The organism is Herbaspirillum sp. CF444, assembly GCF_000282135.1.
Taxonomy (GTDB): Bacteria; Pseudomonadota; Gammaproteobacteria; order Burkholderiales; family Burkholderiaceae_D; genus Herbaspirillum.
On sequence record NZ_AKJW01000061.1, the window covers coordinates 92,659 to 113,676 of the forward strand.

Consider the following 21,018-nt stretch of genomic DNA (forward strand, 5'->3'; position numbering starts at 1 on the left):
ATGCGCGTGATTTATCAAAATGAAGTCTCGGAATGCGGTTACGCCTGTCTGGCGATGGTGCTGACGCATTTTGGACGAAGCACGGAAGTGCATGAGTTGAGCGCACTGCACCCGGTTTCGGCCAATGGCGCGCGCTTGTCGGATCTCTATGACGTGGCGGTCGAGTTCGGCCTGTCGGTAAAGGCGATGGCGTTTGAAGCGGAACATATTCCGCAAATCAGAAAAGGATCCATCGTGCATTTCAATGGAACGCACTTTGTGATTTTCGAATCCTCGGGGAGAGGTTACGTCAGGATCATCGATCCTGCCACGGGGCGCCGTCGCCTGTCCATCGGCACCTTTCTGAAGAACGTTTCAGGCTATCTGCTGGAATGCAGCCCGACGCCATCCTTGCCGAAGATCAAGGGAGAGTCGGAAGTATGGGAGGCAATCAAAGCAGTATTTGCGCTCAATCGCGAATTGAAGTCGCAGTTGTTCAAAATATTTTTCGTCGCATTCGGCGCGCAATTCGCGATATTGGCGGCGCCTTATCTGGGCAGTCTGGTACTGGATAACGTGGTGGCGGAAAATAACGTCAATCTTCTCAATGTGTTGATTTTCACTTTCACCAGTATTTTCTTGGTGGGATCGTTCAGCCAATACGTGCAGACTTATCTGACGGAAGTCGTTTATCAGCGCACGCACGGGAAAAGCACGGAAGCGCTCTTCGGAAAATTGTTGAAGAATCGTTTTTCCTATTTCGAGAAGCGGCATGTGGGAGATGTTTTTGCACGCATCAAGTCGCAAACTGAAATCGTGGACTATGTCAGTCGCAGCCTGATCGGATTTTTCATCGATCTGTTTGTCGGTTGCATGGCCTTGATCCTGATGCTGGTGCAAAGCCCTTTGTTGACGGCCGTTGCCTTGGGCATCTTTGTGATTTACATCAGCGTTTCCTGTGCCTTGTATCCAAAAATGATGGATAGCCATCGGCAGGAGATTGAAGCCTCGGCGCAATGCGATGACGCGTTGATCGAAACTATTCGTTCCGCCACGTTGATCAAGCTGGCGCAGCGGGAAAACCAGCGAGTCGTTTATTACATGCACCGTTTTCATCGGCTCATGAACGACAGCTTCCGCGCGCGCAATTTGACCAACGTACGCGATGCCATTTTGAAGTTCGTCGGCTATGCCGATACCATTATCGTCACCTATATCTCGGTTGCCCTGATGCTGAAGGGCGAGATATCGGTCGGGGTCTTTTATTCGTTCCTGGTTTTCAAGGGATTGTTGTCCACGCATTTGTCGCGCGTCATCAATGCGATTTTCCAGTTTCTGATGTTGCGTATTCCGGTGGCGCGGGTCAACGATATCTGGAAACAGGAAGGAGAGCGTTATACCTCTGCCGACCTGGTGCATAAAGCGAGCGAAGTATTCGAGTTCAACCGGATCGAAGTCAGGAATGTGAGTTTCCAGTACGGCTTGTCGGACCAGCCGGTTTTGCAAGAGGTCGACCTGACCATTCACAAGGGAGACAAAATCGCCATTGTCGGCCCTTCCGGCGCGGGCAAGTCCACGCTTTTCAAGTTGCTGGGCGCGACGGAAGATTTTCAGCAGGGCAGCATCAGTCTGAACGGTATCGATTATCACAATCTTGCCGTCGATGAAATCCGGCGGCACATGGCGCATATGCGTCAAGGCGATATTATTTTGAACGGCACGATTGCCGACAATGTTTCTCTGTTCGCCGCGGGAGCCGATAGCCAGCGCATCAATGCCTTGCTGACGGATGTCGGTCTGTACGATGAGGTAATGCGCCTGCCGATGCGTACGCAAACCCCGGTAAGCGATACGATCGCCAATATTTCCGCCGGACAGCGGCAACGTTTATTGCTGGCGCGCACGCTTTACCAGGCGCGTGAATTGATGCTGTTCGATGAGCCGACCTCCAATCTCGATCGGGATTCCGCGGAGACGATCGGCAGTTTGCTGCGTCAAAGCAACAAGACGATCGTCATCATCACGCATGACCCGGAATTGGCAAAATCATTTCCGCGGCGTTATCGCCTGCATGGCGGCAGGTTGGTGGCGTTATGACATATCCGACAAGTTGCAAACGGGCTTTAAAACGGGCTTTGTCTTGCCTGTGTTTTTGCCTGTGTCTTTTCCTGTGTCTCGATGCGCATGCGCAAGAGGCTTCAGGAAGAGCGAGGTATGGCAGCGAGGCGGATTTGCTGACCTTGCTTAAACGCGCGGAAAATATCGATCCGCAACTGGCCAGCGCGCGGCTGGCGTATCAGGCCGATCAGGAAGGCGTTCCCAGGGCGCGTGCCGGTTTCTTCCCGCAAATCACCGGCGGTTGGGCGCGTACGCATAATCAGATCAAGGCGGAAGGGCTGCCGTCCGTAAGCTATACGCAGAACGGTTGGCAAGTGTCATTGACGCAGCCTTTGTTCAATTGGGATATCTGGACGACGTATAAGCAGTCGGAGCTGGCGGAGGCGAAATCGGCCATTTTGTTTGCCCAGGCGTATCAGGAGCTTTTTTTGCGCGTCGCCAACACGTATTTTGCATTTTTGGCAGCCAGGGACGATTTACGGCTGACAGGCACGTATCGGCAATCGTTGAAAGAACAATTGAAAGTGACCAAATTACGGTTCCGGGGCGGTGAAGCGACGCTGGTCGATGTGCGCGATATCGAGGCAGCGATTGACCGGGCGCAAATGCAGGAGATTTCAGCGCAAGGTTTGATGGAAACGAAGCGCCAGGATCTGGAGGAAATCTTCGGCGGTCCGCTGGCTCGGATTGCCGGTCTGCGACAGGACGTCAGCGTGCCTGGCGTGATGCCGGACGATATGTCGATTTGGATTGCACAGGCGAAGAGAAATAATTTCGACGTTCAGCTGCAAGAGATCGCCAGGAAAACCGCCGATCTGGAAACCTCGAAAGCAAAAGGCGCGCATTTGCCAACCATCAGCTTGAACGCCAGCCATTCGCCGGTCGGCGCTGCCGGAGGGTTCGGCACTCCGACAACGACGAACACCGTGATGTTGCAAGTCAGTATTCCGATTTTCTCAGGTTTTGAAACGCAATATCGCGTGCGGCAAGCGCTGGCGCTGGAGGAAAAAGCGAATAGCGACCTGGATGCGGCAGAACGCAAGAGCGTGGGCGCCGTTCGGGAAAGTTTCTTTTCGATGCAGACCGATCTGCAAAAAATCCAGAGCCTGGCGAATGCCGTCCGTTCATCGAGCGCTGCGCTGGACGCCAATAAGATCGGTTATCGCGTTGGCGGCAGATCCGATAGCGATGTATTGCAGGCAAAAAATGCGTTGTTGACGACTCAGCGCGATCTGGCGCACGCGCGTTATGACCTGTTGACGCAAGGATTGCGGCTGAAATCCTTGACGGCTTCCCTGGAATTTGCCGACATCGCGGCAATCAATGGGCTCCTTGAGGATACCAATGAACAAGTCCCGAACAGGTCCCGATAGTCGCAGAGCGTGGATAGTGCTTAACCGTTCAAGCGAAAATCTGCTCCCATAATTGCTTGACGCTGTCGCTTTCCTTTTGCACGCGTTCAAGCGGCGTCCTGGCGCGCTCTTCGCCTTGCAGGCGGATCTGATGCTGCAGCTTGCGGAACAGGCGGTAAGCGTTGGCGACTTCGTCGGCCAGCGCGACATCGATCAGGCCGAGCGCGCCGCATAATTTCAACAGCGCGATGTTGCCGATGTCGCCGGTCAATGCTTCGTACTGAGCCGCGTAGCGCAGCACCAGGAACTGCACGATGAACTCGATATCGATCATGCCGCCGTCGTCGTGCTTGAGATCGAACAGCGTGCTGTGGTTGGGGTGCGCCTGATGCAGTTTCATGCGCATGCCGAGCACTTCCTGCGTCAGTTTTTGCGGATCGCGTTCCTGCCGCAGCAGGTCTTCGCGCAATGCTTCGAAACGATTGCCGATGGCGCTGTCGCCGGCGCAGTAGCGCGCGCGCGTCAAGGCCTGGTGTTCCCATACCCAGGCCGAGGTGCGCTGGTATTTTTCAAACGTGGCGAAGGACGACACCAGCAAGCCGCTGGCGCCGTCCGGGCGCAAGGCGATGTCGATGTCGAACAGGGTGCCGGCCGGCGTGTGCGCAGTCATCCAGGTGATGAAGCGCTGCGCCAGCTTGGCATACAGGCCGGGTGCCTCCTGATCCTCGCTGTCGTCCTGGTAGAGGAACACCACGTCGAGGTCGGAAACATAGCCCAGTTCCTTGCCGCCCAGTTTGCCGTAAGCGATCACGGTGAATTGCGGCACCTCGCGGTGGCGATTGGCGATGGTTTGCCAGACCGCCTGGATGGTGGCCGCGACCAGGATGTCGGCCAGCGCGGACAGGTGATCTGCCAGGTGTTCGACGCTCAGGTCGCCTTCCAGATCCTGCGCCAGCAGGCGGAACAGCTGCGCATGGTGCACTTCGCGCAGGATGTCCATCTGGCGCTCGGTGTCGCCCGGGGCGGTGTCGAGCTGGCGCTGGCAATCCTGGGCAAAGGCCGGCCAATCCGGCGGCGCTTTCAGGTTGCGGTCGTCGAGCAGCTCGTCCAGCAGGATGGGATGCTGGGTCAGATATTTCGCCGCCCAGTCGCTGGCGGCGATCATGCGGATCAGGCGCGTCAGCGCATGGGGGTATTCCGTCAGCAGCGCCAGATAAGCGGCGCGGCGCGCAACCGCTTCGAAGAAATCGAGCAGGCGGCGCAAGGTCGGCAGGCGGTTCTCCGGCATGGCGCCGATCATCGGCAAGGCGGCGTTGATCAGCGCGATCAGGCGCACGCGGCTGGTTTCCGGCAGCGATTGCAGGCGCGGCGATTGCAGCGTCGACAGCACGCGTTGCGTGGCGGTGTCGACGTCGTCGAAACCGAGCGAGGTCAGCGTGGCGGTAATCGATTCGGCGCTCTCGCCGTCGCTCAGTTCGCAGGTGTCGCCGCCGCCTTTGTTGCCATCGCCGCCGTCGGTGTTGCCGTTGCTCTGCTTGTCGTTGAAGATGGTGTCGAATTGCAGGGCAACGATGCGGCGGTGTGTTTCCAGCGCCGCCAGCAGGCCGATGACGTCGGTGAAGCCCATCATGTTGGCGATGATTTTCTGATCGTCTTCGTTCGGCGGCAGCGTGTGCGTCTGCGCGTCTTCGAGATATTGCAGGCGGTGCTCCAGATTGCGCAGGAAGGTATAGGCCTCCAGCAATTGCGCGACGACCCGCGGCTCCAGCAGGCCCTTGTCGGCCAGCGTGCGCAGGGTGGCGCGGGTGGAGCGGTCGCGCAGTTCGGGGTCGCGGCCGCCGCGGATCAGCTGGAACACCTGGCTGACGAATTCCACCTCGCGGATGCCGCCGCGACCCAGTTTGACGTTGTTGCTGCGTTCCGGGTGCAGGGATTCCTGGCGCGTGACTTCGGCGCGGATTTGCGCGTGCATGGAGCGTAGCGCGTCGATCGAACCGAAATCCAGATAGCGGCGATAGATGAAGGGACGGCTGATGGCTTCCAGCGCGGCGATGTCGTCGGCCTTGCCGGTCAGCGCGCGCGCCTTGGTCCAGGCGTAGCGTTCCCATTCCCGGCCCTGGCGGATCAGGTATTCCTCGACCATGTTGTGGCTGGCCACCAGCGGGCCGGAGGCGCCATTGGGGCGCAGCGCCATGTCGACGCGGAAGGTAAAGCCGTCTTCGGTGATTTCGGACAGGGCGGCGATCAGTTTCTTGCCCAGCCGCACAAAGAATTCGTGATTGGACAGCGAGCGTTGCTCCGCAGTACTGGTGCGGGTCTCGCCGTCTTCCGGGTAGACGAAAATGAGGTCGATGTCAGACGAGACGTTCAGTTCTCCTCCGCCCAGCTTGCCCATGCCGAGCACGATCAGTTCCTGCTCGTTGCCGCTTTCTTCGCCGATGGGCATGCCGTGCAGCGCAACCATCTCCCGCATCAGCGCGCTCAGGTGGGTCTGCACGGCAAAATCGGCGAATTCGCTCATGGTGCGCACCACTTCGGCCAGATCGGCCTTGCCGCTCAAATCGCGTTCGATCAGCGTACAGACCACCAGATTGCGCAGGCGGCGCATGGGGCCGTTCAGCGCGGCGGCTCCCGTTGCGCCGGTGGCGGTGATGTCATTTTGTAAAACGCCTTCGAAAACCGCAGGGTTCAAGGATAATTGGGCAAATTCCGCCAGTTGGCCGGGCCGGACTGGGTTGGCATTGGCCCAACGGGTCAGGAACCGGGAAGCCGCCATGCTGTCGAGGAGGGAGATAGTCACAAATTGTCGGCGCGATGAGTTGAGTACGAAGTTAAAGATGGTAAAACCCGGCCTTTTCCCTATGAGAATGCCGATGGCGACTCTAGGTCAAAACCCGCTTCCATGCGATGATGCTAACCGTTTCATTCTACATTGAGTTTTTACTCTGACCCTTGATGTCCGAAGACCAAAAAGACGCTCCCGTGACCACTGGCCGCCTGGCTGCCGCCTGGCGCATGGCGTGGAGAAGGACATGGAACACCGCGCGAGGGACCTATTGTCATCTCGGCACGGCCACGCGCTGCGTGATCGGCATCGCCTTCAAGCTGCTGGTGCTGGGATATTTCATTTTTTGCGCGCTGTTCCTGACGCTGCGCTACGGCATCCTGCCGGAGATCGACCGCTACAAGGGCAACATCGAAAAGATCGCTTCCGGCGCCGTCGGCCGCCCGGTCACCATTGCCGACATCGATGCCTCCTGGAACGGTTTGCGGCCGCAACTGAAACTGACGCAGGTGGTGATCCACGACCAGGCCGGCCAGCCGGCGCTGGCGCTGCCCAGCGTATCTGCGACATTTTCGTGGACCACGGTGCTGGTGGGCGAACTGCGCTTTGAAAATCTCACCATCACCAGGCCCGATCTGTCGATCCTGCGCGATGCCGCAGGCAAGTTGTTCATTGCGGGGTTGCCGGCGGGAGGCGATACGGACAAAAGCGGCGGCGCCGACTGGGTGCTGTCGCAACGCGAAATCGTCATCCGCGACGGCAAGATCCGCTGGCGCGACGACAAGCGCGGCGCGCCCGAGCTGGCGCTCACCGACGTCAACCTGGTGCTGCACAATCAATGGCGCCAGCACCAGCTGGCGCTGAAAGCCACGCCGCCCGCCGACTACGCCGCGCCGCTCGATGTGCGCGCCAACTTTTACCATCCCGGCTTTTCACGTAAGATTTCCGACGTCACGCGTTGGAAGGGCACCTTGTACGCCGATCTGCGCAATACCGATCTGGCGGTCTGGAAAGCCTATGTCGATTATCCGCTGGAACTGAACCAGGGCACCGGTTCGGTGCGCGCCTGGCTGGACCTGGACCACACCAAGATCGCCAACTTCACGGCCGACCTGAGCCTGTCGAATCTGTCCGTGAAGCTCGACAAGAAGCTTGACCCCTTGCAACTGGCCCAGGTCAGCGGCCGCGTATCGGGCAGCGAGATCTATGCTCCCGACCTGCAGGACGGCATCCCGACCTTCGGCGCCAACGGGCACAAGCTGACGCTGACCAATTTTTCGCTGCAAACGGTCGATGGCTTCGCGTTGCCGCCGACGACCATTTCCGAAGTGTTTGAGCCGGCGACGCGTTTCCGTCCCGAAAAGATGCAGGTGGAAGCGAAGCTGCTGGATCTGGAAATGTTGTCGAATCTGGGCGCGCGTTTGCCGTTGACGCCGTCGCAGCGCAAGTTGCTCGGCGATCTGTCGCCGCGCGGGCAGCTCAGGAATTTCCTGGTGCAGTGGGAGGGCGGCTATCCGGATGTGCAGTCCTATCGGCTGCGCGGTGATTTTTCCGGACTTGGCATGTCGCCGCAAGCCGCGCGTCCGGCGGTGGCAAAGACCGCAACCCAGCCAGGTCGCACCGGCGCGCCGGCCATTCCCGGATTTTCCAATCTGAGCGGACGCATCGACGCCACCGAAAAAGGCGGCATGCTGAACCTGGCGTCGCAGAATCTCGTGCTGCAGTTCCCGACCGTGTTCGCGGACCCCGATCTCCCGTTTTCCTCGCTGAACCTCAGCAGCCATTGGGAGATGCAAAAGACCGACGCCGTGATGTTTCATCTCGACAGCATGGCCTTCGTTCAGGACGACATGGCAGGAACGGCGAGCGGCACGCATTTGATTTCGCTGCAGGGAAAATCATCGGGCGCCATCGACATGAAGGCGAAGCTGTCGACTTTCAATCTGCAAAAACTGGGACGCTTCTTGCCGTTGCATACCGCCAAACCGGCGTCGGACTGGGTTTCCGGCGCATTGCTGGATGGCCGCGCCACGGATGTCGACATCGTTGCCAAAGGCGATCTGGCCGATTTCCCGTTTCATAACGTCAAGCCGGGCAGCAAGACCAAGGGCGAGTTCACGGTTTCCGGCAAATTCGAAAAACTCAAGATCAATTACGCTCCTGCGCGTTTCGGCAAAGACGGCAAATCGCCGGATTGGCCGCTGCTGGAAGACGTCAAAGGGACTGTCTCCATCGATCGCACGCGACTGGAAATCCTGGCCGATTCCGGCAAGACGCATGGCGTGACGGTGTCGGATGTGAAAGCGGTCATTCCCGATTTGCTGAACGGCGAGTCCGCGCTGGAAATCGACGGCAGCGCGGCCGGCGCGATGGCGGATTTTCTTGAGTACGTCAAGGACAGCCCGGTGACGCGCTGGATCGGCAATTTCACCGAAGACAGCAAGTCGACCGGCAACGCAAAATTACTGTTGAAGTTCCAGCTTCCTTTGCATCACATCGTCGATGCCAAGGCCGAGGGCAGCCTGCAATTCCTGAATAACGACATTGCTTTGCTGGCGGATTTGCCGACCGTGTATCGGACCAATGGCAAGCTGGAATTCAACGAAAAAGGTTTCAACATTCCGGGCATCAAGGGCGTCTTTCTGAACGAGCCGGTGAGCATTGCCGGTGGAACGCAGCACGACGGCAATACGCTGGTGAAGGTCGATGGCTCGGTGACTGCCGACGGCCTGCGCAAGGCGTATCCGCAGCCGGTCCTGCAACGCCTGCTGGAACGCCTGAACGGCTCGTCGCGCTACAGCGCAACGATTGCAGTGCGTCAGCACCAACCGGAAATTACGATTGAGTCGAACCTGCAGGGACTGGGGCTGAATCTGCCGATGCCATTGCAAAAATCGGCAAACGAAAGCTGGCCGCTGAAGTTTGAACTCAACGGTGTAAATTCCGCCGATCCGCTGATTCATCGCGATGAAATCCGCTTGTCGCTGGGTTCTGTCTTGTCGGCGCGCTATCGCCGGCAAAAGCTGCTGGGCAACCAGGCTGAATGGCAAGTGCTGAGCGGCGGCATCGGTATCGGCCAGCCGGCGCCGCAGCCGGATAACGGCTTGGCGCTGCATGCCGACGCCAAGTCAATGAATATCGATGATTGGACCGCGTTCCGCACCGCGATGACCAAGGAAGCGGATGGCAGCGCAAGTGGCGCACAGGCCGCGCCCGGCACCGGCATGAATGCCTATCTTGAGCCGGATGTCGTAGCCTTGCGCGCGACCGAACTGACGGCCATGGGCAAGAAGCTCGACAATGTGGTGATCGGCGCGTCGCATCAGAACAAGAGTTGGCAGGTCAATATCGCCTCCGACCAGGCCAGCGGTTACGCCACCTGGAATGAGTCGAACAGCGGTCGCGGCATGGGGCGCGTGACGGCGCGCCTGGCCACGCTCAATATCCAGAAGGGCGCCGGCAACGACGCCAATGATGCATTGGAAAGCAATAGCGACGCCGTCAGCCGGATTCCCGCGTTGGATATCATTGCCGAAAATTTTCAGCTGTTCGGTAAAAAACTGGGGCGGCTTGAACTCAATGCCAACAACGTGCGCGTGAGCGTGGGCAGCGAATGGCGCATCAACAAACTGACGCTGATCAATCCGGATGCCGAACTGCGCGCGGCGGGCAACTGGATGTCCTTCGACAAGAACAACACGTCCAACCTGACCTATGCGCTGGACATCAACGACGCCGGCAAGCTGCTGGAGCGTTTCGGTTTCGTCGGCGTGGTGCGCGGCGGCAAAGGCAAACTGGATGGCGACGTGAGCTGGAAGGGCTTGCCGTTTTCTCTCGACATTCCGACGCTGAGCGGGCAGGTGCACATGGACGTGCATACAGGCCAGTTCCTCAAGGTCGATCCGGGCGCCGCCAAGCTGCTGGGCGTGCTCAATCTGCAAGCCTTGCCGCGCCGGCTGGCATTGGATTTCCGCGATGTGTTTTCGGAAGGCTTTGCGTTCGACAATATCGTCGGTACTGCTTCCATCGTCCAGGGCATCGCCACCACCGACAATCTGAAGATGACCGGCGTCGCGGCTTCGGTGTTGATGAATGGTTCGGCCGACATCGCCAAGGAAACGCAGAACCTGCATTTGGTGGTGATCCCTGAAGTCAATCTCGGCACGGCATCGCTGGTGGCGCTGGCGATCAATCCGGTGGTCGGCGTCGGGACTTTCCTGGCGCAGCTGTTCCTGCGCAACCCGCTGATGAAGACGCTGACCTTTGAATATAATGTAAGCGGGCCCTGGAGCGATCCGCAGGTCGTCAAGCAGGAGCGCACTTCCGACGCCGGCGCAAACTCGAATGCAAAACCTGCCGCCAAATAACCGCGTCCTGCCGTTCCGCGTTATATCGAGACCCCGCATCCGGGTTTCACAATCGATTTCCAGAAGAGGATGACATGAACGAATCCTGCAAAGTCGCGGCGATACAAATGGTGTCGACGCCTGAGGTCGAACAGAATTTCGCCGCCGCAAGCAAACTGGTTGCACAGGCCGCGCAGCAGGGCGCGCAGCTGGTGTTGTTGCCGGAATACTGGCCCATCATGGGCATGCACGAGAAAGCCAAGCTGGAGCATGCCGAACAGGACAGCGCCGGCAAGATTCAGGATTTCATGGCCGCGCTGGCGCGCGAGCACAAGATCTGGCTGATCGGCGGCACGCTGCCGCTGGCCTCCGGCGAAGAAGGCAAGGTGCTCAATACTTCGCTGGTCTACGATCCGGGCGGCAAGCGCGTCGCCCGCTACGACAAGATCCACCTGTTCAGCTTCGTGCGCGGCGAAGAGGCTTACGACGAAGCGCGCACCATCGTCTACGGCAACGATGTGCGGAGTTTCGAGGCGCCGTTCGGCAAGGTCGGTCTGTCGGTGTGCTACGACCTGCGTTTTCCCGAGCTGTATCGCGCCATGGGCGATTGCGCGCTGATCGTGGTGCCGGCGGCATTCACCTATACCACCGGGCAGGCGCACTGGGAATTGTTGCTGCGCGCCCGCGCCATCGAGAACCAGTGCTACATCCTCGCATCCGCCCAGGGCGGTAAGCACGTCAACGGTCGCCGTACCTGGGGCCACAGCATGCTGATCGATCCCTGGGGCGAGATAATCGGCGTCCTGCCGGAGGGCGAAGGCCTTGTTATCGGCGACATCGACCCCCATCGTCTACAATACGTACGTGAAAGCCTGCCTGCGCTCAAGCATCGCAAGCTCTGAGCGCCAAATAAGTTGTCGCAAATCAAATAAATTATTTATGAAACCATTCGAACCCAATCTCAGCGCGCTCGGTATTGCACGCGATGTCCTGCTCACGCCGTTCGGCCTGGACGAAGCCAAGTTGCTGAAAACACTGGGCACCATGTTTACGCACAAGGTCGACTACGCCGACCTGTATTTCCAGTTCACCAAGAGCGAGGGCTGGAGCCTGGAAGAGGGCATCGTCAAGACCGGCAGCTTTTCGATCGACCAGGGCGTCGGCGTGCGCGCGGTTTCCGGCGACAAGACGGCTTTTTCCTATTCGGATGAAATCTCGGAAGCGATCCTGCTGGACGCCGCCGCAGCTACGCGCACCATCGGCCGCCAGGGTGCAGGCCGTGTGAAGATCGCCGGCAGCATGCAGCCCAACGGTGGCCGTTCGCTGTATCTGCCGCATGATCCGCTGACTTCGCTGGACGCGACCGCCAAGGTCAATCTGCTGGAGCGCATCGAACGCATCGCCCGCGCCAAGGACCCGCGCGTCGTGCAAGTCATGGCCAGCCTGGCCGGCGAATACGACGTCGTGCTGGTGGCGCGCAGCGACGGCATCATCGCCGCCGACATCCGCCCGCTGGTGCGCGTGTCGATCACCGTCATCGCCGAACAGAACGGTCGCCGCGAAATGGGCAGCAGCGGCGGCGGCGGTCGCTACAGCTATGCTTACTTCAGCGACGAGCTGCTGGAAAAATACGCCTCCGAAGCGGTCTCCACCGCTTTGGTCAATCTGGAAGCGCGTCCGGCGCCGGCCGGTCCGATGACCGTCGTGCTCGGACCTGGCTGGCCCGGCATCCTGTTGCATGAAGCCATCGGCCACGGCCTCGAAGGCGACTTCAACCGCAAGGGATCGAGCACCTTCTCCGGCCGCATCGGCGAACGCGTCGCCGCCAAGGGCGTCACCGTGGTGGACGACGGCACCATCGCCGATCGCCGCGGTTCGCTCAACATCGACGACGAAGGCAATCCGACCCAGTGCACCACGCTGATCGAAGACGGCATCCTGAAGGGCTATATCCAGGACACCATGAACGCGCGCCTGATGAAGATGCCGGTCACCGGCAACGCGCGCCGCGAATCGTTTGCGCATCTGCCGATGCCGCGCATGACCAATACCTACATGCTGGCCGGCGACAAGGATCCTGCAGAAATCCTGGCATCGGTGAAGAACGGTTTGTATGCCGTCAACTTCGGCGGCGGCCAGGTCGACATCACCAACGGCAAGTTCGTCTTCTCGGCCAGCGAAGCCTACATGATCGAGAACGGCAAGATTTCCTACCCGGTCAAGGGCGCGACCTTGATCGGCAACGGTCCTGACGTCCTGAACCGCGTTTCGCTGATCGGCAACGACATGAAACTCGATTCCGGCGTCGGCGTGTGCGGCAAGGAAGGCCAGAGCGTACCGGTCGGCGTGGGTCAGCCGACCCTGCGTCTGGATGGCGTTACCGTGGGTGGCACGGCATAAATTGTGTATTAATGGCATTGAGTGACGGTTTAAATGCAAAAAAACCTCATTCAATGCGGTTTTTGTGAAAAATTAATGGCCGGTGTTGCCAAAGCCGGGAAATTGTTGCATCATCGTTTTTCGTTGGAACTGATAGCCTCAAATCACTCACACAGAGAACCATGTCTTTCGCCCGCGCTTACTTCTTTTATTTTTACTTTAGCTATTCCAGCCCCACGGCGGTGAAAAGCGGTAAGCGTTCGTAAGCAGAGACCAAACCGAATTTTCTAAAAAACCGCCAGTGATGGCGGTTTTTTTTTACCCGTTCGAATTCACCAAATTCAGATTGCAATCAGGAGAAAAAATGCCGCGCACCGACGATCTACGCATCAGAGAAATGAAAGAACTGACACCCCCATCGCATTTGATCCGCGAATTCGGCGGCAGCGAAAAAGTCGAGAACACGACGGCAGAGTGCCGCACCGCCTTGCATCGCATCTTGCACGGCCAGGACGACCGCGTCATGGTCGTGATCGGCCCCTGCTCCATCCACGACACCAAGGCCGCGATGGAATACGCCCGTCGCCTGGTGGTCGAGCGCGAACGCCTGAAGGGAGAGCTGGAAATCGTCATGCGCGTCTACTTCGAAAAGCCGCGCACCACGGTCGGCTGGAAGGGCCTGATCAACGACCCGTACATGGACAACAGCTTCCGCATCAACGACGGCCTGCGCACCGCGCGCGAGCTGCTGCTCAACATCAATGAGCTGGGCCTGCCCGCCGGCACCGAATTCCTCGACGTGATCAGCCCGCAATACATTGCCGACCTGATCAGCTGGGGCGCCATCGGCGCGCGCACCACCGAGTCGCAGGTACACCGCGAACTGGCGTCCGGCTTGTCGTGCCCGGTCGGCTTCAAGAACGGCACTGACGGCAACATCAAGATCGCCGTCGATGCCATCAAGGCGGCGTCGCAGTCTCACCATTTCCTGTCGGTCACCAAGGGCGGCCACTCGGCCATCGTTTCGACCGCCGGCAATGAGGATTGCCACATCATCCTGCGCGGCGGCAAGGCGCCGAACTACGACGCCGCCAGCGTGGAAGCGGCCTGCCAGGACATCGCCAAGAGCGGCCTGGCGGCGCGCCTGATGATCGACGCCTCGCACGCCAACAGCTCGAAGAAGCCGGAGAATCAAATCCCCGTCTGCGCCGACATCGCCGGCCAGATCGCCGGCGGCGACACCCGCATCGTCGGCGTGATGGTCGAATCCCATCTGGTCGCCGGCCGCCAGGATCTGGTGCCGGGCAAGGAACTGACCTACGGCCAGTCGATCACCGACGGCTGCATCGACTGGGAAGAAAGCCTGGGCGTGCTGCAAGGTCTGGCGGATGCGGTCAAGCAACGTCGTCTGATCGGCGACAAGGAGTAAGGTCGATCCGTTTGCAATATGCTTGCACGCAACGAAAAGCCCCGCATGCCGGGGCTTTTTTTCATTCCGGCACCGTATCTCGGCTTGGCTTTCCGTCAACTTGATTTTTGAGATGCAGGGTGCACAATGAGCGTCCTGATTTCATCAAAGGAGACAAGCATGGCCACTTCTTCCCAAGTCAAGCCCATCCCCGACGGCATGCATGCGCTGACGCCGCATCTCGTCTGCGCCGGGGCGGCGCAAGCCATCGAATTTTACAAGCAGGCCTTCGGCGCCGTTGAACTGGCGCGGCTGCCGGGGCCGGACGGCAAGCTCATGCACGCGTTGGTGCGCATCGGCGATTCGTCGTTGATGCTGGTCGATGAAATGCCCGAATGGGGCTCGCGCGGTCCGCGCCTGCTGGGCGGTTCGCCGGTCACCATCCATCTCTACGTCGAAGACGTCGATGCCGTGTTTGCCCAGGCGCAGTCCGCCGGCGCCAAAGTGATGATGCCGCTGGCCGACATGTTCTGGGGCGACCGCTATGGCCAGCTAGAAGATCCGTTCGGCCATCGCTGGTCGGTCGCCACGCATCAGCGCGACCTGTCGCCGGCCGACATCAAGGAAGCGATGGACAACATGAGCAAGGAGCAAAAGATGCAATGCGGTTGATTGCGAGAGAGAAAGCGCGCAGCAATAAAAAACGCCGGCATGAACCGGCGTTTTCTTTTCGTTCCGGCAATACCTTCAGTCGCGGAAATTGTTGAATTCCAGCGGCAGATCCTTGATCTCCTTGCGCAGCATCGCCATGGCGGCTTGCAAGTCGTCGCGCTTGGCGCCGGTCACGCGCACGGCGTCGCCCTGGATGCTGGCCTGCACCTTCATCTTGCTGTCCTTGATGACGCGCACGATCTTTTTTGCATCTTCCGTCTCGATGCCGTTCTTGACCTTGATGACTTGCTTGACCTTGTCGCCGCCGATCTTTTCGATCTTGCCATGGTCGAGGAAACGCACGTCGACGTTGCGCTTGGTCATCTTGTTGGTCAGCACGTCGCGCACCTGGCCCAACTGAAACTCGGAATCGGCATAGGCGGTCAGATCGCGTTCCTTTTGTTCGACGCGGGCGTCGCTGCCCTTGAAGTCGAAGCGGGTGGTGATTTCCTTGTTGGCCTGGTCGACGGCATTCTTGACTTCAACCAAGTTGGCTTCGGAGACGGTATCAAACGATGGCATGGCGATTTCCTTTATGTCCTGTGGGCGCGCGCAAAGCGGAAGCAGGGGCGCTTGCACCCGAAAGACGTGATTTTAACGGACAACCGCGATTGCGGCTACGTCCGCCAGTGCAGGCTATAATCCTGCGCTTATGTTTCCCATTCCAGTACAGCGGGATTTTTCCCTGCGCCATCTCAATACCTTCGGCATCGACGCCAAAGCGGCCGCCTACTTGCCGGTCGACAGCGTCGATACTTTGCTCGCAGTGAAAAACGACAAGGAATTGTCGGTATTGCCGCGCCTGATTCTCGGCGGCGGCAGCAATTTATTGCTGACCCAGGATTTTCCCGGCCTGGTGCTGCACATGCGCGGCGCCGGCATGCGTATCGTCAACGAGGACGAAGAGTTCGTCTACGTGACGGCGGCGGCGGGGGAAAACTGGCACCGTTTCGTGCAATGGTCGCTGGACCTTGGCCTGGGCGGGCTGGAGAACTTATCCCTGATTCCCGGTAGCGTCGGCGCCGCGCCGATCCAGAACATCGGCGCATACGGCGTCGAAGTGAAAGATCGTTTTCACAGCCTGACGGCTTTCGATTTCATCGACGGCAAGACGTTTACGCTGGATAACGCGGCATGCCGCTTTGCTTACCGCGACAGCATTTTCAAACAGGAATTGCGCGAGCATGCCGTGGTGCTCGATGTGACGTTTGCCTTGCCCAAGCAATGGCAAGCCAACATGAACTATGCGGACGTCATGCAGGAATTGTCGCTGCGACAAATCACCGCGCCGTCGCCGCGCGACATTGCCGATGCGGTCATCGCCATCCGCACGCGCAAGCTGCCGGATCCGGCGCAGATCGGCAACGCCGGCAGCTTCTTCAAGAATCCCATCGTGCCGGCGCAACAGCGCGAGTCTTTGCTGGCGCAACATCCGCAACTGATGAGCTACGCCCAGCCCGATGGCAGCTACAAGCTGGCTGCCGGTTGGCTGATCGATCAATGCGGCTGGAAGGGCAGGTCGCTGGGCGCGGCCGGCGTGTATGAAAAGCAGGCGTTGGTGCTGGTCAATCGCGGCGGCGCCAGCGGCAAGGAAATCGCGGCGCTGGCGCAGGCCATCCAGGCTGACGTGCAGGCCAGATTCGGCGTGATGCTGGAGCCGGAGCCGGTGTTTATCTGATCGCTTCCGGCGAACAGGCAATAAAAAACGCGGCCAGGTTTCCCCGGCCGCGTTTTTTATTTGCTGCGTGCGTGCTTTACAGATTTCTCTGATCAGCCGAAGTGGCAGACGTAGTCCACGGTCTCGGTCACTTCGATCTCGAAGCTGGAGTTGCCCGGGACGTTGAAGCTGGTGCCGGCGGCGTAGGTCTTCCAGGCTTCTTCGCCTTTCAGGCGGACGTTGCAGCTGCCGCCGTTGATTTCCATGATTTCCGGTGCGCCGGTATTGAAGGTCAGCGAGGACGGCAGGATCACGCCCAGCGTCTTCCTGGTGCCGTCGGCGAAGATCACGGTGTGCGAAACGCACTTGCCGTCGAAGTAAACATTGCCCTTTTTGAGGACGGTAACGTTGTCGAATTGAGTCGTCATGTTGTCTTGTTTCGGTTGAGGGTTGCGTGATTACTTCGCGTTCTTGTCTTTTTCCAGCAGCGGCAGCGACACCGCGTTGCTGGTCGCCAGCAGGCCGGTGCTTTGGTAAATCGCCAGCTTCTGACGGGTGTCGGTGATGTCCAGGTTGCGCATGGTCAGCTGGCCGATACGGTCTTGCGGCGAGAAGGCGCCTTCGCCCTTTTCCATGGTCAGGCGTTCCGGCTGATAGGTCAGGTTGGCCGACTCGGTATTGAGGATGGAGTAGTCGTTGCCGCGGCGCAGTTCGACGGTGACTTCGCCTGTGATGGCGCGGGCGACCCAGCGTTGCGCGGTTTCGCGCAGCATGATGGCCTGCGAGTCGAACCAGCGGCCTTGGTACAGCAGGCGGCCCAGCTTGCGGCCGTTGTCGCGGTATTGCTCGATGGTGTCTTCGTTGTGGATGCCGGTGATCAGGCGTTCGTAAGCGATGAACAGCAGGGCCAGGCCCGGGGCTTCGTAGATGCCCCGGCTCTTGGCTTCGATGATGCGGTTTTCGATCTGGTCGCTCATGCCGAGGCCGTGACGGCCGCCGATGCGGTTGGCTTCCAGGATCAGGTCGGTCATGTTGTCGAAGGTCTTGCCGTTCAACGCGACCGGACGGCCTTCTTCAAAGCGCACGGTGACTTCTTCGCGTTTGACTTCGACGTCGTCGCGCCAGAACGCCACGCCCATGATCGGTTGCACGATCTTGATGCCGCTGTTGAGGAATTCCAGGTCTTTCGCTTCGTGCGTCGCGCCGAGCATGTTGGAGTCGGTCGAGTAGGCCTTTTCCACCGACATCTTGTAGTCGAAGCCGGACTTGATCATGAACTCGGACATTTCCTTGCGGCCGCCCAGTTCGTCGATGAAGGTATTGTCCAGCCAGGGCTTGTAGATGCGCAGGTTCGGGTTGACCAGCAGGCCGTAGCGGTAGAAACGCTCGATGTCGTTGCCCTTGAACGTGCTGCCGTCGCCCCAGATGTCGACATTGTCTTCGCGCATGGCGGCGACCAGCATGGTGCCGGTGACGGCGCGACCCAGCGGCGTGGTGTTGAAGTAGGTGACGCCGGCGGTCGAGATGTGGAAGGCGCCGCTTTGCAGCGCCGCGATGCCTTCGTTGGCCAGTTGTTCGCGGCAATCGATCAGTCGCGCCAGTTCCGCGCCGTATTGCATGGCCTTCTTCGGGATGGCGTCGTAATCAGGCTCGTCCGGCTGGCCCAGGTTGGCCGTGTAGGCGTAAGGAATGGCGCCTTTCTGGCGCATCCAGGTCAGCGCAGCACTGGTATCGAGGCCGCCGGAGAAGGCGATGCCGACTTTTTCGTTGACCGGAACGGATTGCAGGATGTTGGACATGATAGTTCTGACTAGGTTGTGGTAACTGGAGGAGGTAACTTGTGCGCTCAGACTTTGCCGAGGACCAGGTATTCGAGCAAGGCTTTCTGTACGTGCAGGCGGTTTTCGGCTTCGTCCCAGACCACCGATTGCGGGCCGTCGATGACTTCTGCGGAAACTTCCTCGCCGCGATGGGCCGGCAGGCAGTGCATGAACAGCGCGTCTTTGCGCGCACGCGCCATCTTGGCCTGGTCGACGATCCAACCGTCGAAGGCTTTCAGGCGGGCGGCGTTTTCGTCTTCGTAACCCATGCTGGTCCAGACGTCGGTCGTGACCAGATCGGCGTCCTGGCAGGCATCGGCCGGATTGGCGAAGAAGGTGTAGCGCCGGTTGCCGGGGCTGACCTGCTTCATGTCGATGTCATAGCCTTTCGGCGTCGAGACATTGACGTGGAAGCCGAACACTTCAGCCGCCTGCAGCCACGAATACAACATGTTGTTGGCGTCGCCGATCCAGGCCACGACCTTGTCCTTGATCGAGCCGCGGTGCTCGATGTAGGTGAACACGTCGGCCAGGACCTGGCAGGGGTGCTGTTCGTTGGTCAGGCCGTTGATGACCGGTACGCGCGAATAGGCGGCGAAACGGTCGATGATTTCCTGGCCGAAAGTACGGATCATGATGACGTCGCACATGCGCGACATCACTTGCGCCGCATCCTCGATCGGTTCGCCGCGGCCGAGCTGGCTGTCGCGGGTATTGAGATAGATCGCCGCGCCGCCGAGCTGGTGCATGCCGGCTTCGAAGGACAGGCGGGTACGGGTCGAATTCTTCTCGAAGACCATGACCAGCGTGCGGTCGGCCAGCGAGTGATGCGGCTCGTAATTCTTGAACTTGCGTTTGATCACACGCGACCGCTCGATCACGTACTCATACTCGTCAAGCGTAAAGTCGGAAAACTGCAGGTAGTGTTTGATTGCCATAAATAAAAACGGCGGCCAGTGGCGCCTGCCGCCGATTGTTGTAACTGCTTCAATTATAAGGGATTTGGGTTAAAAAGATACCTAAAAGGGACGCTTCCGAATGGCCTGTTGAGTGCTGTTTCTGCCGTGAATCCATGCTGAACCATGCTGTTTTTGACGCCCGGAGAGCGCCGCTCCGGGATGTCTCACGAGGTTTTTGTTCGCCTGATGTTGCAATTCTGTCAATGCAGGGACAGGCAAAACCGGCTTCCAGGTCAATACAGCTTTTGCGACGACTCATGCAAGAGCTGTGCATACAACTGATGCCGCATGGATGCGATCTCGCCACTCTCGACGGCGGCCAGCACGGCGCAACCGGGCTCGCTCAGGTGATGGCAGTTGTAAAACTTGCATTGGCCCAGATGCGGGGCGAACTCGCGGAAGGCGCGTTCGAGCATGCCTTCGCTCAACTGATACAGGCCGAACTCCTGGAAACCCGGCGAATCGATGATGGCGGTATCGTCGCTCATCGCATACAAGCGCGTGAACGTCGTGGTGTGCTTGCCGGTGTCGAGCGCGGCCGAGATTTCGCGCACGGCGATGTCGGCGTCGGGCACGAGCAGGTTGATCAGTGAGGATTTTCCCATGCCCGACTGGCCGATCAGGATGGTCGACTGGCCTTGCAGGAGCGGCAGGAAAGCGTCGCGGGTGGCGTCCGGTTCCGCCTGCGCCGAGACTTCGTGTATCGGATAGCCGAGCTTGCGATAGACCTGCAGCCGTTCGCGCGTCCTCGGCAAGGCAGCGACGATGTCGGTTTTATTGAGGACGATGTGAGCGTCGACGCCGGCCGATTCCGCGGCGACCAGCGCGCGCGAAATCAGGTCATCGGTGAAGCCCGGCTCCGTCGCCACCACGATGAACAGTTGGGTGACGTTGGCGGCCAGCAGTTTGGATTTGTACTGGTCCGAGCGATACAGCAAGGTCTTGCGCTCGGCGATGGATTCGATCACGGCCTGATTCGCCGAGGTGCGCTTGAGGTTGACCTTGTCGCCCACCGCGACGTCGCTCTTCTTGCCGCGGGTGACGCATTGCAGTTTTTCTGCGCCGACTTGCGCCAGATAATGGCGGCCGTGTGCGGCGATGATTGTTCCGACTTCGATATTGTTTTTGGCTGCGGTCACGGTCATGCTTAGGAAAACGTCTGGTGGAACACGGCATCCACCTTGGCGGCGCAGATGAAGTCATTGATCGACAGGCCGCCGCGTCCCTCGTTGACGCTGTGCGTATCGAACTTCACCACGCAGCGGTTGTAGGTCACGACCAGTTCCGGATGATGGTCTTCGGCGTGGATCACATAAGCGATGGCGTTCACGAAAGCCAGCGTCTCGTGGTAATCCTCGAATGAAAACGTCTTGCCCAGTTTGCCCTGATCCAGCGCCCAGCCCGGCACCAACGGCAGGGCTTGCTGGACGTCGGTGTCGCTCAATGCGGTGACCTGATGTTGGCTCTTTTGCGCGAGCAGCGATTGTGCGGTCAGTGTCATGAT

At 59.3% G+C, this 21,018-nt stretch carries 15 protein-coding genes; 8 read left to right on the plus strand and 7 right to left on the minus strand.

Annotated elements, in window-relative coordinates; all coding sequences use genetic code 11:
- Both PMI16_RS13310 and PMI16_RS13315 read left to right on the plus strand, forming a co-directional pair.
- On the plus strand, positions 1–2,076 hold the full coding sequence (locus tag PMI16_RS13310) for a peptidase domain-containing ABC transporter (RefSeq protein WP_007880280.1): 2,076 nt from the start codon (positions 1–3) through the stop codon (positions 2,074–2,076).
- Positions 2,073–3,470 (plus strand): TolC family outer membrane protein, encoded by a 1,398-nt coding sequence (locus PMI16_RS13315; protein ID WP_081493421.1) that lies wholly within the window; start codon positions 2,073–2,075, stop codon positions 3,468–3,470. The genes PMI16_RS13310 and PMI16_RS13315 overlap by 4 nt, the downstream gene beginning before the upstream one ends.
- A gap of 28 nt (positions 3,471–3,498) precedes the next feature.
- On the opposite strand, the gene glnE is transcribed toward PMI16_RS13315, so the two are convergent.
- A complete protein-coding gene (gene glnE, locus PMI16_RS13320) occupies positions 3,499–6,225 on the minus strand; it encodes a bifunctional [glutamate--ammonia ligase]-adenylyl-L-tyrosine phosphorylase/[glutamate--ammonia-ligase] adenylyltransferase (RefSeq protein WP_007880282.1) in 2,727 nt (908 codons plus the stop codon).
- A gap of 206 nt (positions 6,226–6,431) precedes the next feature.
- Here glnE and PMI16_RS13325 point away from each other — a divergent pair, with 206 nt between their 5' ends.
- The 5 genes from PMI16_RS13325 (at position 6,432) to PMI16_RS13345 (ending at position 15,039) form a co-directional block, all read left to right on the plus strand.
- Complete coding sequence (locus PMI16_RS13325; RefSeq protein ID WP_237719862.1) at positions 6,432–10,601, plus strand: YhdP family protein; 4,170 nt, start codon at positions 6,432–6,434, stop codon at positions 10,599–10,601.
- 74 nt (positions 10,602–10,675) lie between these two features.
- A complete protein-coding gene (locus PMI16_RS13330; protein WP_007880284.1) occupies positions 10,676–11,482 on the plus strand; it encodes a carbon-nitrogen hydrolase family protein in 807 nt (268 codons plus the stop codon).
- Between the two features lie 37 nt (positions 11,483–11,519).
- Positions 11,520–12,980, plus strand: a complete 1,461-nt coding sequence (gene tldD, locus PMI16_RS13335; protein WP_007880285.1) for a metalloprotease TldD — start codon at positions 11,520–11,522, stop codon at positions 12,978–12,980.
- Positions 12,981–13,323: 343 nt separating this feature from the next.
- A complete protein-coding gene (gene aroG, locus PMI16_RS13340; protein WP_007880286.1) occupies positions 13,324–14,388 on the plus strand; it encodes a 3-deoxy-7-phosphoheptulonate synthase AroG in 1,065 nt (354 codons plus the stop codon).
- A 159-nt stretch (positions 14,389–14,547) separates the two neighbouring features.
- Positions 14,548–15,039 (plus strand): VOC family protein, encoded by a 492-nt coding sequence (locus PMI16_RS13345; RefSeq protein ID WP_007880287.1) that lies wholly within the window; start codon positions 14,548–14,550, stop codon positions 15,037–15,039.
- Positions 15,040–15,114: 75 nt separating this feature from the next.
- Here the strand turns inward: PMI16_RS13345 and PMI16_RS13350 are convergent, their stop codons facing one another.
- Positions 15,115–15,600: a YajQ family cyclic di-GMP-binding protein gene (locus PMI16_RS13350; protein WP_007880288.1), complete on the minus strand. Its 486-nt coding sequence runs from the start codon at positions 15,598–15,600 to the stop codon at positions 15,115–15,117.
- A gap of 130 nt (positions 15,601–15,730) precedes the next feature.
- Here PMI16_RS13350 and murB point away from each other — a divergent pair, with 130 nt between their 5' ends.
- On the plus strand, positions 15,731–16,756 hold the full coding sequence (gene murB, locus PMI16_RS13355; RefSeq protein ID WP_007880289.1) for a UDP-N-acetylmuramate dehydrogenase: 1,026 nt from the start codon (positions 15,731–15,733) through the stop codon (positions 16,754–16,756).
- A 92-nt stretch (positions 16,757–16,848) separates the two neighbouring features.
- Here the strand turns inward: murB and ppnP are convergent, their stop codons facing one another.
- The 5 genes from ppnP to PMI16_RS13380 all read right to left on the minus strand — a co-directional run bounded on the left by ppnP (position 16,849) and on the right by PMI16_RS13380 (position 21,015).
- On the minus strand, positions 16,849–17,163 hold the full coding sequence (ppnP, locus tag PMI16_RS13360; RefSeq protein ID WP_007880290.1) for a pyrimidine/purine nucleoside phosphorylase: 315 nt from the start codon (positions 17,161–17,163) through the stop codon (positions 16,849–16,851).
- A gap of 30 nt (positions 17,164–17,193) precedes the next feature.
- A complete protein-coding gene (gene argG / locus PMI16_RS13365) occupies positions 17,194–18,534 on the minus strand; it encodes an argininosuccinate synthase (RefSeq protein ID WP_007880292.1) in 1,341 nt (446 codons plus the stop codon).
- Between the two features lie 47 nt (positions 18,535–18,581).
- Complete coding sequence (gene argF / locus PMI16_RS13370; protein WP_007880293.1) at positions 18,582–19,493, minus strand: ornithine carbamoyltransferase; 912 nt, start codon at positions 19,491–19,493, stop codon at positions 18,582–18,584.
- Positions 19,494–19,747: 254 nt separating this feature from the next.
- A complete protein-coding gene (rsgA, locus tag PMI16_RS13375) occupies positions 19,748–20,659 on the minus strand; it encodes a ribosome small subunit-dependent GTPase A (RefSeq protein ID WP_007880294.1) in 912 nt (303 codons plus the stop codon).
- Between the two features lie 2 nt (positions 20,660–20,661).
- Positions 20,662–21,015, minus strand: coding sequence for a 4a-hydroxytetrahydrobiopterin dehydratase (locus PMI16_RS13380; RefSeq protein WP_007880295.1), 354 nt, complete (start codon positions 21,013–21,015; stop codon positions 20,662–20,664).
- Positions 21,016–21,018 lie beyond the last annotated feature (3 nt).

What these genes read in the sequence shown, in the direction of transcription:
- PMI16_RS13310 (WP_007880280.1), top strand. Translation starts at nt 1, where the DNA reads ATGCGCGTGATTTATCAAAATGAAGTCTCGGAATGCGGTTACGCCTGT.
- PMI16_RS13315 (WP_081493421.1), top strand. Translation starts at nt 2,073, where the DNA reads ATGACATATCCGACAAGTTGCAAACGGGCTTTAAAACGGGCTTTGTCT.
- glnE (WP_007880282.1), bottom strand. Translation starts at nt 6,225, where the DNA reads ATGGCGGCTTCCCGGTTCCTGACCCGTTGGGCCAATGCCAACCCAGTC.
- PMI16_RS13330 (WP_007880284.1), top strand. Translation starts at nt 10,676, where the DNA reads ATGAACGAATCCTGCAAAGTCGCGGCGATACAAATGGTGTCGACGCCT.
- tldD (WP_007880285.1), top strand. Translation starts at nt 11,520, where the DNA reads ATGAAACCATTCGAACCCAATCTCAGCGCGCTCGGTATTGCACGCGAT.
- aroG (WP_007880286.1), top strand. Translation starts at nt 13,324, where the DNA reads ATGCCGCGCACCGACGATCTACGCATCAGAGAAATGAAAGAACTGACA.
- PMI16_RS13345 (WP_007880287.1), top strand. Translation starts at nt 14,548, where the DNA reads ATGGCCACTTCTTCCCAAGTCAAGCCCATCCCCGACGGCATGCATGCG.
- PMI16_RS13350 (WP_007880288.1), bottom strand. Translation starts at nt 15,600, where the DNA reads ATGCCATCGTTTGATACCGTCTCCGAAGCCAACTTGGTTGAAGTCAAG.
- murB (WP_007880289.1), top strand. Translation starts at nt 15,731, where the DNA reads ATGTTTCCCATTCCAGTACAGCGGGATTTTTCCCTGCGCCATCTCAAT.
- ppnP (WP_007880290.1), bottom strand. Translation starts at nt 17,163, where the DNA reads ATGACGACTCAATTCGACAACGTTACCGTCCTCAAAAAGGGCAATGTT.
- argG (WP_007880292.1), bottom strand. Translation starts at nt 18,534, where the DNA reads ATGTCCAACATCCTGCAATCCGTTCCGGTCAACGAAAAAGTCGGCATC.
- argF (WP_007880293.1), bottom strand. Translation starts at nt 19,493, where the DNA reads ATGGCAATCAAACACTACCTGCAGTTTTCCGACTTTACGCTTGACGAG.
- rsgA (WP_007880294.1), bottom strand. Translation starts at nt 20,659, where the DNA reads ATGACCGTGACCGCAGCCAAAAACAATATCGAAGTCGGAACAATCATC.
- PMI16_RS13380 (WP_007880295.1), bottom strand. Translation starts at nt 21,015, where the DNA reads ATGACACTGACCGCACAATCGCTGCTCGCGCAAAAGAGCCAACATCAG.